The 14,382-nt window shown below is 60.9% G+C and carries 12 protein-coding genes and 1 pseudogene; 8 read left to right on the forward strand and 5 right to left on the reverse strand.

The window, feature by feature from the left end:
* Positions 1–15: 15 nt before the first annotated feature.
* Both KW062_RS02370 and KW062_RS02375 read left to right on the forward strand, forming a co-directional pair.
* Complete coding sequence (locus KW062_RS02370) at positions 16–1,026, forward strand: class 1 fructose-bisphosphatase (protein ID WP_027617377.1); 1,011 nt, start codon at positions 16–18, stop codon at positions 1,024–1,026.
* 3 nt (positions 1,027–1,029) lie between these two features.
* A complete protein-coding gene (locus tag KW062_RS02375) occupies positions 1,030–1,632 on the forward strand; it encodes a DUF924 family protein (protein ID WP_027617378.1) in 603 nt (200 codons plus the stop codon).
* Positions 1,633–1,720: 88 nt separating this feature from the next.
* Here KW062_RS02375 and KW062_RS29365 read toward each other — a convergent pair whose 3' ends face one another.
* Entirely contained in the window at positions 1,721–2,485 is a 765-nt protein-coding gene (locus KW062_RS29365; RefSeq protein ID WP_442102623.1) for a methyl-accepting chemotaxis protein, read from the reverse strand.
* Between the two features lie 93 nt (positions 2,486–2,578).
* Positions 2,579–3,613: pseudogene (locus KW062_RS29370) on the reverse strand (HAMP domain-containing protein); the annotation flags it as partial.
* 279 nt (positions 3,614–3,892) lie between these two features.
* Here KW062_RS29370 and KW062_RS02385 point away from each other — a divergent pair.
* Together KW062_RS02385 and KW062_RS02390 are read left to right on the forward strand one after the other, a co-directional pair.
* On the forward strand, positions 3,893–4,147 hold the full coding sequence (locus tag KW062_RS02385; RefSeq protein WP_027617380.1) for a hypothetical protein: 255 nt from the start codon (positions 3,893–3,895) through the stop codon (positions 4,145–4,147).
* A gap of 31 nt (positions 4,148–4,178) precedes the next feature.
* On the forward strand, positions 4,179–4,748 hold the full coding sequence (locus KW062_RS02390) for a lipocalin family protein (RefSeq protein WP_027617381.1): 570 nt from the start codon (positions 4,179–4,181) through the stop codon (positions 4,746–4,748).
* Positions 4,749–4,793: 45 nt separating this feature from the next.
* On the opposite strand, the gene KW062_RS02395 is transcribed toward KW062_RS02390, so the two are convergent.
* Entirely contained in the window at positions 4,794–6,158 is a 1,365-nt protein-coding gene (locus tag KW062_RS02395) for a formimidoylglutamate deiminase (protein WP_105754067.1), read from the reverse strand.
* 187 nt (positions 6,159–6,345) lie between these two features.
* On the opposite strand from KW062_RS02395, the gene hutC reads away from it, so the two are divergent.
* Both hutC and KW062_RS02405 read left to right on the forward strand, forming a co-directional pair.
* On the forward strand, positions 6,346–7,014 hold the full coding sequence (hutC, locus tag KW062_RS02400) for a histidine utilization repressor (RefSeq protein ID WP_256351103.1): 669 nt from the start codon (positions 6,346–6,348) through the stop codon (positions 7,012–7,014).
* A 14-nt stretch (positions 7,015–7,028) separates the two neighbouring features.
* A complete protein-coding gene (locus KW062_RS02405; protein WP_105754066.1) occupies positions 7,029–7,601 on the forward strand; it encodes a HutD/Ves family protein in 573 nt (190 codons plus the stop codon).
* A 142-nt stretch (positions 7,602–7,743) separates the two neighbouring features.
* Here the strand turns inward: KW062_RS02405 and KW062_RS02410 are convergent, their stop codons facing one another.
* Both KW062_RS02410 and KW062_RS02415 read right to left on the reverse strand, forming a co-directional pair.
* Positions 7,744–8,658 (reverse strand): RHS repeat-associated core domain-containing protein, encoded by a 915-nt coding sequence (locus KW062_RS02410; RefSeq protein ID WP_105754065.1) that lies wholly within the window; start codon positions 8,656–8,658, stop codon positions 7,744–7,746.
* A gap of 142 nt (positions 8,659–8,800) precedes the next feature.
* Positions 8,801–10,438, reverse strand: a complete 1,638-nt coding sequence (locus KW062_RS02415; protein ID WP_105754064.1) for a methyl-accepting chemotaxis protein — start codon at positions 10,436–10,438, stop codon at positions 8,801–8,803.
* 441 nt (positions 10,439–10,879) lie between these two features.
* Here KW062_RS02415 and hutU point away from each other — a divergent pair, with 441 nt between their 5' ends.
* On the forward strand, positions 10,880–12,562 hold the full coding sequence (gene hutU, locus KW062_RS02420; protein ID WP_027617386.1) for a urocanate hydratase: 1,683 nt from the start codon (positions 10,880–10,882) through the stop codon (positions 12,560–12,562).
* Positions 12,563–12,816: 254 nt separating this feature from the next.
* Entirely contained in the window at positions 12,817–14,355 is a 1,539-nt protein-coding gene (gene hutH, locus KW062_RS02425) for a histidine ammonia-lyase (protein WP_105754063.1), read from the forward strand.
* Positions 14,356–14,382: the final 27 nt, after the last annotated feature.

Here is a 14,382-nt window from a genome sequence, read left to right on the forward strand (position 1 = left end):
CCTTCGGAGCCTTCCATGTCCCGCGTTACCCTGAGTCGCTATTTGATCGAGCAGACCCGTAGCAACAACACGCCTGCCGATCTGCGTTTCCTGATCGAGGTTGTAGCGCGCGCCTGCAAGGAAATCAGCCATGCCGTATCCAAAGGCGCCCTGGGCGGCGTTCTGGGGAGCATGGGCACCGAAAACGTGCAGGGCGAAGTGCAGAAGAAACTCGACGTGATTTCCAACGAGATCCTGCTCGAAGCCAACGAATGGGGCGGTCACCTGGCCGGCATGGCGTCCGAAGAAATGGACAACGCCTACCAGATCCCGGGTAAATACCCGAAAGGCGCGTACCTGTTGGTATTCGACCCGCTGGACGGTTCGTCGAACATCGACATCAATGCCCCGGTCGGGACCATCTTCTCGGTACTGCGTTGCCCGAACGAGTACCTGAGCCAGAACGAAGCGCTGAACGAAAACGCCTTCCTGCAGCCAGGCACCCAGCAAGTCGCTGCCGGCTACGCGATCTACGGCCCGCAGACCATGCTGGTGCTGACCCTGGGCGACGGCGTCAAGGGCTTCACCCTGGACCGTGAAATGGGCAGCTTCGTGCTGACTCACGAGAACATCAGCATTCCTGAAACTACCCAGGAATTCGCCATCAACATGTCCAACCAGCGTCACTGGGAAGCCCCGGTACAACGCTACGTCGGCGAACTGCTGGCCGGTGAAGAAGGCGCGCTGAAAAAGAACTACAACATGCGCTGGGTCGCGGCGATGGTTGCCGACGTGCACCGCATCCTGACCCGTGGCGGTCTGTTCATGTACCCACGCGACAGCCGTGAGCCGTCGAAGCCGGGCAAACTGCGCCTGATGTACGAAGCCAACCCGATGTCGTTCCTGGTTGAGCAAGCCGGCGGCGCGTCCACCGACGGTCACCAGCGCATCCTCGACATCAAGCCCGAAGGCCTGCACCAGCGTGTTGCAGTGTTCCTGGGTTCGAAGCAGGAAGTTGCACGCATCACGGCTTACCACAAGGAATAAATCATGACCACGCCCTGGCAGCCGTTGCTTGAGTGGTGGTTCGGTTCGGCCGATGACCCCAACGCAGTGGCGGCGCAACAGGGCACGTTGTGGTTCGGCAAGCGTGACAGCCAGGACCTCGAAGCGCGCGAGCGTTTCGGGGAGCTGGTGGAACAGGCACTGGCCGGCGGATTGACCGAGTGGACGCAAGGTCCCGAAGGTTGGCTGGCCCTGGTGTTGTTGCTCGACCAATTACCGCGAATGATCTTTCGCGAGACCCCCAAGGCCTTTTCCGGCGATCTGCGCGCACAAAAGCTGGTAGCGCAGGGCATTGCGGCGGATTTCGACCGCGCGTTACGGCCGATCCAGCGGGTGTTCATCTATCTGGTATTCGAACACTGCGAGCACCTCGCGGTGCAGAACGAGGCGATCTCGCGCTTTACCGAGTTGATGAACCAGCAGCCCGAAGCCGATCGCGCGGTGTTCGCCGATAACCTCGACTATGCCGAACGGCATCAGCAGATCATCGCCCGGTTTGGCCGCTTTCCCCATCGCAATGCGGTGTTGGGGCGTGAGTCGACGGCTGAGGAATTGGCGTTTCTCAAGCGGCCTGGGTCGGGCTTCTGAAAAAGCTTTGCTGGCAAGCCAGCTCCTTCAGATCGCACACGTCCAGGTAGGAGCTGGCCTGCCAGCGAAGAGGCCCTTGAGGGGCACCTCAGATCCTGAAACTCCCCACCAACTGCTTCAACCGCGCCGCCTGTTGCTCAAGGTCGGCACACGCACGCAGGGTCGCCTGCAGGTTTTCCACCCCTTCCTGATTCAGCGTGTTGATCTCGGTAATGTCGACATTGATCGACTCGACCACGGCGGTCTGTTCTTCGGTGGCGGTGGCCACTGACTGGTTCATGCCGTCGATTTCGCCGATGCGCTGGGTCACACTGCCCAGCCGTGCGCCGGCCTGATTAGCGATGCCGACACTGTTTTCGCTCTGCCGCTGACTGTCGGTCATGATGCTCACCGCCGCGCTGGCGCCAACCTGCAGTTCCTCAATCATTGTCTGCACTTGCTGCGCCGAGTCCTGGGTGCGGTGGGCGAGGTTGCGCACTTCGTCGGCGACTACCGCGAAACCACGCCCGGCCTCACCGGCACGCGCGGCTTCGATGGCGGCGTTAAGCGCCAGCAGGTTGGTTTGCTGGGAGATGCTGGTGATCACCTCGAGGATCTGCCCGATGTTCACCGTGTTGCTGTTCAGGGTCTCGATGTTGCCGCAGGAATCGCTGATCTGTGCCGACAGTTGCTGCATCGCCGCGATGGTTCTATCCACCACCTGCTGACCTTCCTCAGCCAGGCCGCGCGCGTCGCTGGAATGCTGCGAGGCGAGGGCAGCGTTCTGCGCAATTTCCTGGGCGGCAGCGCCCAGTTCATTGATCGCTGCCGCGACGCTGCTGGTGCGCGAGGCTTGCTGGTCAGAGTTGAACATCGACGAGTTGGAGGCGCTGACCACCCGCAGGGCCACTTCGTTGACCTGTCCGGTGGCCGAGGACACTTCGCGGATTGAGTTATGGATGCGCTCAACGAAACGGTTGAAGGACAGCCCCAGGGTGCCGAATTCATCGTGGCCGTGAATCCTCAGGCGCTTGGTCAGGTCACCTTCGCCTTCGGCGATGTCGTGCATGGCCCTGCCCATGTCCAGCAGCGGCTGCATTAATACCCGGATCAACATGCCCAGCAGGCTGATGATGATCACCACGGCAATCAGCATGGCAACGATCGCCGAGGTGCGGAACTCGCTGAGCATTGAGAATGCCGTGTCCTGATCGAGCACCAGGGCTACGTACCAATTAGCCGACGGCACGCCGTTGACCGGGGTGAAGGAGATGAATTGGCGGCGGCCATCCACCGTGACTTCCTGCAGACCGGCCCGCACCTGCGGCGTGTTGCCGGGGTAGGCATCGCCCAGGGACTTGAGGACCAGTTTGCTCTCGGGATGGATCAGGATCTTGCCGTCACCGCTGACGATGAACGCATGGCCGTGGCCGTCGAAGTCCAGCGAGTTGATGATCGAACTGACGCTGCCCAGATCGATGTCGGCACCGGCGACACCGATCATCTGGTTCTGCCGCTGCACCGGGGTGGCCACGGTGATCACCAGCTTGCCCGACGAAGCGGCGACATAGGGTTCGGTGACAATGCTCTGCTGGGCAGCGTTGGCCGCCTTGTACCAGCCACGGCTACGGGGGTCGTAATCGGCTGCGCGATTGCCGGCCGGCACCGAGTACATCACGCCGTCGGCACCGCCGAAGTAGCTCAGTTGAAAGTTACGGGTGTACACCGGCAAGCCAACCGCGCGCTGCAGGGTAGTGGTGCCAGGGCCGTCGGCGGCTACTTGCTGCGCCAGCGATTGCAGCAGTTGAATGCGGCTTTCCAGCCAGGTCTGGATGTTGCTGGTGGTCAGGCTGCCGAGTTCCTGCATCGAGGCCTCGGTGCTGGTACGCAGGGTCTGGCGCTGGCGGTAGTCGTTGAACAGGATGAAACAGGCAAATGCGACGGCCACCACCAGGGCAGCAGCGAGCAGGATCTTGTGGCTGAATTTCATGTTTCTGGTCATTAAAGGAGCTACCGCGGGAGGACTGATCAACGAGAGGGCGACACAGGGTCACAGCTGGCTTGACGCAGCTTCTATGTCGACAGCGCGGCGCCAAAGATTAGGCGGCTTTTGCGAATTTCGACGAAATGCCGATTACTCGCAAAAAGTCGCTGATTTGCCGGGGAAATGCCGATTTGACCGTTCAAGAAATTCCCGCAGGGGCTGGGAACCAGATGGGGGTTTTCTCTTCTAAGCTTCTGGTTGGCAGCCATGCCAGCGTTTCTTTCCAGGAGTTTCACCATGTCGCTGCGATCTATCGCCTTGCTTTCGTTTTGCGTGCTGTTGGTCGCGTGCAGCAAGGTCAACCAGGAAAACTACTCGAAATTGTCGACGGGCATGCCCAAGGCCGACGTGGAAAACCTGCTCGGCAAACCAGCCGATTGTTCCGGCGCACTGGGCATGTCCAGCTGCACCTGGGGCGACAAGAACAGCTTTATCAGCGTGCAGTACGCCGGTGACAAAGTGCTGATGTTTTCCGGGCAAGGCCTGAAGTAATCCGGGGCTACGCGCCCTCGGGAGAAGAATAATGATGCGGTTTGTAATAGCTATTTTTGCCAGCCTGATCTTGGCTGGCTGCGCCACCCATGGCGATGATTCGCTGGCGCCGAAAACGGCCGGCGAGGTCAATCTCAAGCGTTATCAGGGCAAGTGGTACGAACTGGCGCGCATGCCGATGTACTTCCAGCGCAACTGCGCGCAGTCCGAAGCCCATTACTCACTCAAGCCCAACGGTGAGATCGATGTGCTGAACCGCTGCCTGACCGCCGAATGGAAGTGGGAAGAAGCCCGCGGCACGGCCGTCGCGCAGGTACCGGGCAAGACTGACAAGCTTTGGGTTAATTTCGACAACTGGTTTACCCGCCTGCTGCCGGGCGTGGTCAAGGGCGACTACTGGGTGCTGTACGTCAGCGACGACTACCAGACCGCGATTGTCGGCAACCCCAATCGACGCTACCTCTGGCTGCTGTCGCGCAAGCCGGAAGTCAACGCCGATACTCGTGAAGAATTGCTCAGCCGCGCCCGTCAGCAAGGCTACGACACCACCCGCCTGATCTGGCGTGTGTCGGACACACGCATGGCGCAGACCTCGAAGTAAGGCTGCCGCGAGGGAGCCTGCTCCCTCGCCACAACCCCGGGCATTTCAGCCGAGCAAATCGCGCAGCACCTGGGTGAAGGCGCGATTACTTTCCTCTTCGCCGGCATGCTGCCCGCCGCGTACCACCCACTTGCCGTTGACCAGCACATCACGAACCTGGCGATCGCCGCCAGCAAACAGCCAACGATTAAGAATCCCGTCACCGCTCGCGGTCGCCAGGTAGGGGTCGTTGCCGTCGAGCACCAGCCAGTCGGCGCGCTTGCCGACTTCCAGGGCGCCAATCGGTTGCCCCAGGGCCTGTGCGCCACCGTCGAGGGCCGCGTCGTACAGGGTGCGGCCGACCATCGGTTGCTCGGCGCCATACAGGCGATTACGCCGCTGGTCGCGCAGGCGCTGGCCGTATTCCAGCCACCGCAGCTCTTCCACCACGCTCAGCGACACGTGACTGTCGGAACCAATGCCCATGCGCCCGCCCTGGGCGAGGAAGTCCACGGCCGGGAAGATGCCGTCGCCGAGGTTGGCTTCGGTGGTCAAGCACAGGCCGGCGATGGCCCGACTTTTCGCCATCAGGCTGACTTCCTCGGCGTTGGCGTGGGTCGCGTGGACCAGGCACCAGCGCTGATCGACCTCGGTGTTTTCATACAGCCATTGCAGCGGACGACGGCCACTCCAGGCCAGGCAGTCGTCGACTTCCTTCTGCTGTTCGGCGATGTGAATGTGCACCGGGCACTGCTTGTCGCTGGCCGCCAATACCTCGTTGAGTTGTTGCGGAGTGACCGCGCGCAACGAGTGGAAACACAGGCCCAGGCTTTGCGCCGGCTGCTTCGCCAGGATCGGCTGTAGGCGGGCTTGCAGGTCGAGGTAGTTTTGCGTGCTGTTGATAAAGCGCCGCTGGCCGTCGTTTGGCGCCAGGCCACCGAAACCGGAATGGCTGTAGAGCACCGGCAGCAGGGTCAAACCGATGCTGGCGGCGCTGGCGGCCTGGCTGATCTGCAACGACAGCTCGGCCGGGTCGGCGTAGGGCTGGCCGTTGTGGTCGTGGTGCACGTAATGGAATTCAGCGACCGAGGTGTAGCCGGCCTTAAGCATCTCGATGTACAGCTGGCGGGCAATGATGCCCAGCTGTTGCGGGCTGATTTTTCCGACGAGGCGATACATCAGGTCGCGCCAGGTCCAGAAACTGTCGTTCGGATTACCGGCCACTTCCGCCAGCCCGGCCATGGCCCGCTGGAACGCATGGGAGTGCAGGTTGGGCATGCCCGGCAACACCGGCCCGCTCAAGCGTTCGGCGCCCTCGGCGCTGGCATCGGCCTGGATGTGGGTCAGCAGGCCATCGGCGCCGACCTCAAGACGTACATGGTTGGCCCATCCGTTAGGCAGTAGCGCGCGCTCGGCAAAGAAGGCGGACATCGTTCGGCACCCCATCGTGTGTTATTTGTATATACATATACAGACGTTTGCCTGCCCGGTAAACTCCGGCAAGCTAGCAACCTTTATCCCTCAACAAGGATTTCCCGTGCCGACTCCGCCTGCCAACACGCCGCTGAGTGCCAACCTGGGCGACAGTCCGGCGCCCTTGTATGCCCGCGTCAAACAGATGATCACCCAGCAGATTGACAGTGGAAACTGGCCGCCGCACTACCGCGTGCCGTCGGAAAGCGAGCTGGTCAGCCAGTTGGGTTTCAGCCGCATGACCATCAACCGCGCCTTGCGCGAGATGACCGCGGACGGCCTGTTGGTGCGCATGCAGGGCGTCGGCACCTTCGTTGCCGAACCGAAAAGCCAATCGGCTCTGTTTGAAGTGCATAACATTGCCGACGAAATCGCTTCACGCGGTCATCGCCACACCTGCCAGGTGATCACCCTGGAAGAAGAGGCCGCCGGCTCCGAGCGCGCACTGGCGCTGGACATGCGCGAAGGGCAAAAGGTTTTCCACTCGCTGATCGTGCATTACGAGAACGATATTCCGGTGCAAATCGAAGACCGTTTCGTCAACGCGCTGGTCGCGCCGGAGTACCTCAAGCAGGACTTCACCGTGCAAACGCCCTACGCCTATCTGAACCAGGTAGCGCCGTTGACCGAAGGCGAGCACGTGGTCGAGGCGATCCTCGCCGAGTCGAGCGAATGCAAGCTGCTGCAGATCGAAAAAGGCGAGCCTTGCCTGTTGATTCGCCGGCGCACCTGGTCGGGTCGCCAGCCAGTGACCGCCGCTCGTCTGATTCACCCCGGTTCCCGTCATCGCCTGGAAGGGCGCTTTCACAAGTAGAACAAGAGGCAACCATGAGTCAGTTGAAAGTCTTGCGTGCGGTCGACTATCCGCGCATGCCGTGGAAAAACGGCGGCGGCAGCACCGAAGAAATCACTCGCGATGCCGGCACCGGGCTGGATGGCTTTGGCTGGCGCCTGTCGATTGCCGACATCGGCGAGTCGGGCGGCTTCTCGACCTTTGCCGGCTACCAGCGGGTGATCACCGTGCTGCAAGGCGCGGGCATGACCCTGAACGTCGATGGCCAGGCAACGCGACCTTTGCTGCCGCTCGATCCCTTCGCCTTCAGTGGCGAGAGCCAGGTGTCCTGCACCTTGCTGGGCGGGGCGATTCGCGACTTCAACCTGATTTATGCGCCCCAGCGCTACCGTGCGCGGTTGCAGTGGTTGGCGGGCGAGCAACGGTTTTTCAGTTCGGCCAGTACGCTTTTGATATTCAGTGTGAGTGATCAGTTGGAAATTACGCTGGGCACTGAAACAACGCAGTGCCTCGGGCGTTATGACTGCCTTCACTTTGAGCATGATGGCGGTCTTCTGAACGTTTCTTCGAGCGGATCATGCTGCGTGATTGATTTGACTGCTCGTTGACTTGGCTTTGAGCGTCGGATAGGGAGCGGGTTGAGCAACGCGGCACCCTTCTCGTTTCAAACTCGGCGTCATGGGTTCATGGCGCAGCGTTGCCTTGGTGGGACAACTCCTCTTCGGACTGAATTTATTCTGCTCAAGTTGGTTACAGTGCCTGTCTCACGAAAAGTAGAGTTGCTTTCACTCTCTCGTTTAAGGCGACTTGTTCGAAAACCCTGTCTACATGTCTCAGGGTTGTAATTGCAGTCTCGGCGATACCGCTGACAATAGGTGCTGCGGCTCTGGCAGTGACAGCCAGTCCCGCAACAACCGTGCCTTGGGCAATTTGGCGTATGGCCAGTGGTGCTACCGCACGACCGCTGGCTGCTGCTCCCCAGACTCCGGCAGCAACGATCGCCGACGCGGCCGCTGCCTGCGTCCATATCGGGCGTATGGAACTACCCATGGCTTTCGCCATAAAGCCGCCGGCTACGGACAAGGTTCCTCCGGCTACCGCTATGGCTTTGGTCGACAGTGCCGCGAATATGGCCCCAATAAAATGCCCCGTCGGATCCGCGTGATTAACCGGATCCCCCAGACAATACGCATACGGATTCAACCCACCCTTACCAAACGGACTCATGTTGTCCGGGCTGTTGAATCGCTTCAGTATTGGATTGAATGCGCGGTAACCGTTTCCGAGCAAATAATGGCCGGTCACTGGGTCGCGCCGCTCGCCATTGAACTCAAGCAAGCTGCTGGTACCGTGTTCCGCCGGGCGATAGCCGTAGGGCGTGTAATTGAGCAAGTGTGCCTGAGTATCGAGAATGTGCAGGATCGAGCGCTGCCGGTCGGCAAGTAGCAGGCTGGTGTGCACCGTTGTTGATTGGCGCCGTAGCTGTGCCAGCAGATGATCGGCGTGCTGAATGATTGTGTGACTTTCCTGGCCTCGAATCTCCGTTGTCAGCTTGCCCTGCGCATAAAACCGCCGAGTGTTCGCCTGCAGTGCGGGCGTCAGGCCGACCAGTTGGTCCAGGGCATCGTAGCGATAAAGGCACAGTGGGGTGTCAAGCTTGCCCATCGCATCAATCCTCTACATCGGTTAATTTGTATCGTCAGGCTAAAGCAATCAGCTCGGGCCGATAACTATCAGAACTGCTAGACGTTAAGCCTTCGCAACCGCAGCACCTGCCTGGGCTGCGCGCTGCGGTTTTGAAGCGGCGTTACTGCCGTTCGAGGACGAAGCCTCGAACGGTGACCTCCAGTTCCGCTGACATCTGCTGCAGGGCATGAATGGTCTTGACCACATCCTGCTGCGCCGTGACATTTTCCTCGACCCGCTGGGCGACTGTTTCCACGTTGCGCGCAACGTCCTCGCTGGCCTCGCGTTGCTCCTGCAAGGCGTGGGATATCTGCCTGACCGCCTCCAACGAGGCATCCAGCACTGCCTTGACGTCATTCATCGAACTGCCGGCGTTGTCGATCAATTGTTGACCCTGAAGCACGCGCTCGCGGCCTGCGTTTATGCTGCTGTTGGCCTTGCGCATGCCGCTTTGGATGGCGCTCACCAGTGCCACGATTTCATCGGTGGAGCGGGTGGTGCGGGTCGCCAGTTCTCGCACTTCTTCGGCCACCACGGCAAAACCACGACCCTGTTCGCCGGCCCGGGCGGCCTCGATGGCGGCATTGAGGGCCAGCAGATTGGTCTGCTCGGCAATGCTGTGGATCACGTCGACAATCTTTCCGATGGCGTTGGAGTGCAGGGTCAACTGATCGATTTCGCTTGAGGTCTGGGTCACCAGTTCGGCGATTTGCTGCATCTCGATGATCGAGCGCTCCATGCTGGTGATGCCCAGGGCGGTGATCTGCTCGGCCTTTTGCGTGGTGGCCTGGGCCTGGGCGGCGTTGTCGGCGATGTGGGTGATGTTGGCGGACATCTGTTCCGCCGCTGCGGCAATTGATGACGCGGCGGCGTTTTGTTCAGCGGCCTGACGCAGGCCCTGTTCGCAGGCCACGCTCAGGTTCAGGGTCGAGGACTCGATGTGCCGCGAAGCCTCGCGGACCTTGCCGATCATGCCGCGCAGGCTGCGGCGCATGGCTTCGACTGAGTGCATGACCCCGGTGGAAACGGCGCCGTAAGTTGCCGGCTCGCTGAGTTGGCCCTGGGCAATCTGGGTGCTGATGCTCGCCAGTTCGTGGGGTTCGGCGCCCAGATAGCGGTTCAGGCGGGTGCCAAACAGCAGGGCATAGATGCTGCCCCACAGCAGGGTCAGTGCCAAAAGTAGCGCCATCAGTTGCACGTAGGTCGCGTAGCGATCCTGGCTGTGGGCGAACTGTTGCTGTGCCTCGTCGAGTTGGGCCTGGGTCAATTGACTGAACAGCTCGCTCAACGGATCGATCAAGGAATACAACCGGTGGGCGGCGAATTGTTCCAGGCCCGAGCCGGTGCTGGCGTTGTCTTTGAGTTCTGCCTGCAAGGCTTCAAGCGGTGCATCGGTGGCTTGCATCAGTGGAGTGATCCGCTCGATCAAGAGGAGTTCTGCCTCAATTAAATGGGTTGAGCGGTAGCGGCGCCAAAGGCTGTTTATTTCGCCCCGCGCCAGTTGTATCTGCTCTGCGGCCTGGCCGGCGCTATAGGCACCGTCGCGTGCTTTATGAATAGCGTCGACGATTTGCGCCGAATACAGCTCGGATATGCGCTTCAAGTCCTGTAGCGGAATGACGCGGTCCAGGTACACCGTTTCCAGTCCCTGAACCGTGGCGCGCATGCCGTACAGGCCCATTGCTCCAATGCCCAGCATGCTGCTGAGCAGGAGTGTGGCCAGGAGCAGGAGGTGCGTTCTGACTTTCCACTGTTTCATCGGGTGATCCTCGCGAAGGTAGCGTCAATGGGTATTCGGCGAGGTTCCGGGTTGATGGAGTAGGGCGCTTCTGGGGATGACGTAGGGTGTTTCCTGATTGCTCTATTGTGTACCCGGCGTGTTACCGAACGCCCCAGATCAGGGCGAAAACAGGCTCAAGTAACAGTCGGTGAGCCGAGTCGCTGGAACCGAGCGAGCAGCGATCCGCCGCTCAAACCCTTGCTCCTGTGGCGTTTCAGCCATTTCCAAGATTTTATTGAACGGCTATCCAATAAGTTGGCCGCTCGATTGCATATGCTTGTATGTACAAGTAAAGACGTATGCGTATGAGTCACGAAGACTCGACCATCGTCCACTGATTCGCTGGCAAGCATTGTTGCTCGCCGGCTCGCTCGCCCACCGCCTGGGTTGGTTTGGATTGATTGCTGAGGAGTGCTTTTCGTGACCGAGAATAAACCGACGAAGTTTCGTGACGTAGAAATCCGCGCTGCTCGCGGCAACCAGCTGACCGCCAAGAGCTGGTTGACCGAAGCGCCGCTGCGCATGTTGATGAACAACCTCGACCCGCAAGTGGCTGAGAACCCGAAAGAGCTGGTGGTTTACGGCGGTATCGGTCGCGCAGCGCGTAACTGGGAATGCTACGACAAGATCGTCGAGAGCCTGACTAACCTGAACGACGACGAGACCCTGCTGGTGCAATCCGGCAAGCCGGTCGGCGTGTTCAAGACCCACAGCAATGCCCCGCGCGTGCTGATCGCCAACTCCAACCTGGTGCCACACTGGGCGAACTGGGAACACTTCAACGAACTGGATGCCAAGGGCCTGGCCATGTACGGCCAGATGACCGCCGGCAGCTGGATCTACATCGGCAGCCAGGGCATCGTTCAGGGCACCTACGAAACCTTCGTCGAAGCCGGTCGCCAGCACTACAACGACAACCTCACCGGCAAGTGGGTCCTGACTGCAGGCCTCGGTGGCATGGGCGGCGCCCAGCCACTGGCGGCAACCCTGGCCGGTGCGTGCTCGCTGAACATCGAATGCCAGCAGGTGAGCATCGACTTCCGCCTGAACAGCCGTTATGTCGACGAGCAGGCCAAAGACCTCGACGACGCCCTGGCGCGCATCGCCAAGTACACCAAGGAAGGCAAGGCGATCTCCATCGCGTTGCTGGGTAACGCGGCTGAAATTCTGCCGGAATTGATCAAGCGTGGCGTGCGCCCGGACATGGTCACCGACCAGACCAGCGCCCACGACCCTCTCAACGGTTACCTGCCGGCTGGCTGGACCTGGGAAGAGTACCGCGCTCGCGCCAAGACCGAGCCCGCCGCTGTGGTCAAGGCCGCCAAGCAATCGATGGCCGTTCACGTCAAAGCTATGCTTGAGTTCCAGAAGCAGGGCGTACCGACTTTCGACTACGGCAACAACATTCGTCAGATGGCTCAGGAAGAAGGCGTGGAAAACGCTTTCGACTTCCCAGGTTTCGTTCCTGCCTACATCCGTCCACTGTTCTGCCGTGGCATCGGCCCGTTCCGCTGGGCAGCCCTGTCGGGTGATCCGCAGGACATCTACAAGACCGACGCCAAGGTCAAGGAACTGATCCCGGACGACGCCCACCTGCACAACTGGCTGGACATGGCGCGCGAGCGCATCAGCTTCCAGGGTCTGCCGGCGCGTATCTGCTGGGTGGGCCTGGGCCTGCGCGCCAAGCTCGGCCTGGCGTTCAACGAAATGGTCCGCAGCGGCGAACTGTCGGCGCCGATTGTGATCGGTCGCGACCACCTGGACTCCGGTTCGGTAGCGAGCCCGAACCGCGAAACCGAATCGATGCAGGACGGTTCCGACGCCGTGTCCGACTGGCCACTGCTCAACGCCCTGCTCAACACTGCGAGCGGCGCGACCTGGGTCTCCCTGCACCATGGCGGCGGCGTCGGCATGGGCTTCAGCCAGCACTCGGGCATGGTGATCGTCTGCGACGGTACCGACGAAGCGGCTGAGCGCATCGCTCGCGTGCTGCACAACGATCCGGCCACTGGTGTTATGCGTCACGCCGATGCCGGTTACCAGATCGCGATCGACTGTGCCAAGGAACAAGGCCTGAACCTGCCGATGATTACCGGCCAGTAACGCACTACCCGTAGGAGCCGGCGGGCAGCCAGCTCCTACATCAGTGATGTCGGCAGAGATTGCTTGTGTGGGCTGAAAACCGTGGATTAATGACCGTGCTGTTGAAAGACCCGGCCTCGCTGCAAGAGACTTTTGCCGATTTGTACTGACTTCTAACTAAGACCAGCGTGCCAAGGCGCCACCCCTCAAAAGCGGGAAGCGACGGACAACGGATACTTCCGGAGCGTCTGGTTAATAAAACTCTCAAAAGGAGAATGAATGTGACTGCGCTGAACCTCATCCCAGGCCAACTGAGCCTTGCCCAACTGCGTGCCGTGTATCAACAGCCGGTGCGTGTGACCCTGGACGACAGTGCTTCGGCACAGATCGACGCCAGCGTGGCCTGTGTGGAACAGATCCTCGCGGAAAACCGTACCGCCTACGGCATCAACACCGGTTTCGGCCTGCTGGCCTCGACCCGCATTGCCAGCGAAGACCTGGAAAACCTGCAGCGCTCCCTGGTGCTGTCCCACGCCGCCGGTGTCGGCGAGCCGATCAGCGATGCGCTGGTGCGCCTGATCATGGTGCTCAAGGTCAACAGCCTGAGCCGTGGTTTCTCTGGTATCCGTCGGCTGGTGATCGATGCTTTGATCGCCCTGATCAATGCCGAGGTCTACCCGCACATTCCGTTGAAAGGTTCGGTCGGTGCCTCCGGCGACCTCGCACCGCTGGCGCACATGTCGCTGGTGCTGCTGGGCGAAGGCAAGGCCCGCTACAAAGGCGAATGGCTGGAAGCTACCGAAGCGCTGAAAGTCGCCGGCCTGACGCCGCTGACCCTGGCCGCCAAAGAAGGCTTGGCGCTGCTCAACGGTACCCAAGTCTCGACGGCTTACGCCCTGCGCGGTCTGTTTGAAGGTGAAGACCTGTTCGCCGGTGCCCTGGCCCTGGGCGGCCTGACCGTTGAAGCGGTGCTGGGTTCGCGCTCGCCGTTCGACGCGCGCATCCACGCAGCCCGTGGCCAGAAGGGCCAGATCGACGCGGCCGCAGCCTACCGCGACCTACTGGGCGAGCGCAGTGAAGTGTCTGATTCGCACCAGAACTGCGACAAGGTCCAGGACCCTTACTCCCTGCGTTGCCAGCCGCAAGTCATGGGCGCCTGCCTGACTCAGTTCCGTCAGGCCGCTGAAGTGCTGGCCGTCGAAGCCAACGCCGTGTCGGATAACCCGCTGGTGTTCGCTGCTGAAGGCGACGTGATTTCCGGTGGTAACTTCCACGCCGAGCCAGTGGCCATGGCCGCTGACAACATGGCCCTGGCCATCGCGGAAATCGGCTCCCTGAGCGAGCGCCGCATTTCGTTGATGATGGACAAGCACATGTCGCAACTGCCGCCGTTCCTGGTGGCCAACGGTGGCGTCAACTCCGGCTTCATGATCGCCCAGGTGACTGCGGCGGCACTGGCCAGCGAAAACAAGGCACTGGCACACCCGCATTCGGTAGACAGCCTGCCGACTTCCGCCAACCAGGAAGACCACGTGTCCATGGCGCCAGCCGCTGGTAAGCGTTTGTGGGAAATGGCTGAAAACACCCGTGGTGTTCTCGCAGTCGAGTGGCTGGCTGCCTGCCAGGGCCTGGACCTGCGCGACGGCCTGAAAACCTCGTCGAAGCTGGAACAAGCCCGTACCATCCTGCGCGCCAAAGTGCCGTTCTACGAGAAGGACCGCTTCTTCGCGCCGGACATCAACGCTGCCTGCGAGCTGCTGGCTTCGCGCTGCCTGAATGAACTGGTGACGGCGAAGTTGCTGCCAAGCCTGTAAGGGTCCCATCGCGGGCAAGTCGAATCG

Source organism: Pseudomonas fluorescens, assembly GCF_019212185.1.
In the GTDB taxonomy this organism is placed as follows: Bacteria; Pseudomonadota; Gammaproteobacteria; order Pseudomonadales; family Pseudomonadaceae; genus Aquipseudomonas.

Coding starts and splice junctions, on each gene's coding strand:
- KW062_RS02370 (WP_027617377.1), top strand. CDS start 16: ATGTCCCGCGTTACCCTGAGTCGCTATTTGATCGAGCAGACCCGTAGC.
- KW062_RS02375 (WP_027617378.1), top strand. CDS start 1,030: ATGACCACGCCCTGGCAGCCGTTGCTTGAGTGGTGGTTCGGTTCGGCC.
- KW062_RS29365 (WP_442102623.1), bottom strand. CDS start 2,485: ATGTTCAACTCTGACCAGCAAGCCTCGCGCACCAGCAGCGTCGCGGCA.
- KW062_RS02385 (WP_027617380.1), top strand. CDS start 3,893: ATGTCGCTGCGATCTATCGCCTTGCTTTCGTTTTGCGTGCTGTTGGTC.
- KW062_RS02390 (WP_027617381.1), top strand. CDS start 4,179: ATGATGCGGTTTGTAATAGCTATTTTTGCCAGCCTGATCTTGGCTGGC.
- KW062_RS02395 (WP_105754067.1), bottom strand. CDS start 6,158: ATGTCCGCCTTCTTTGCCGAGCGCGCGCTACTGCCTAACGGATGGGCC.
- hutC (WP_256351103.1), top strand. CDS start 6,346: ATGATCACCCAGCAGATTGACAGTGGAAACTGGCCGCCGCACTACCGC.
- KW062_RS02405 (WP_105754066.1), top strand. CDS start 7,029: ATGAGTCAGTTGAAAGTCTTGCGTGCGGTCGACTATCCGCGCATGCCG.
- KW062_RS02410 (WP_105754065.1), bottom strand. CDS start 8,658: ATGGGCAAGCTTGACACCCCACTGTGCCTTTATCGCTACGATGCCCTG.
- KW062_RS02415 (WP_105754064.1), bottom strand. CDS start 10,438: ATGAAACAGTGGAAAGTCAGAACGCACCTCCTGCTCCTGGCCACACTC.
- hutH (WP_105754063.1), top strand. CDS start 12,817: ATGAATGTGACTGCGCTGAACCTCATCCCAGGCCAACTGAGCCTTGCC.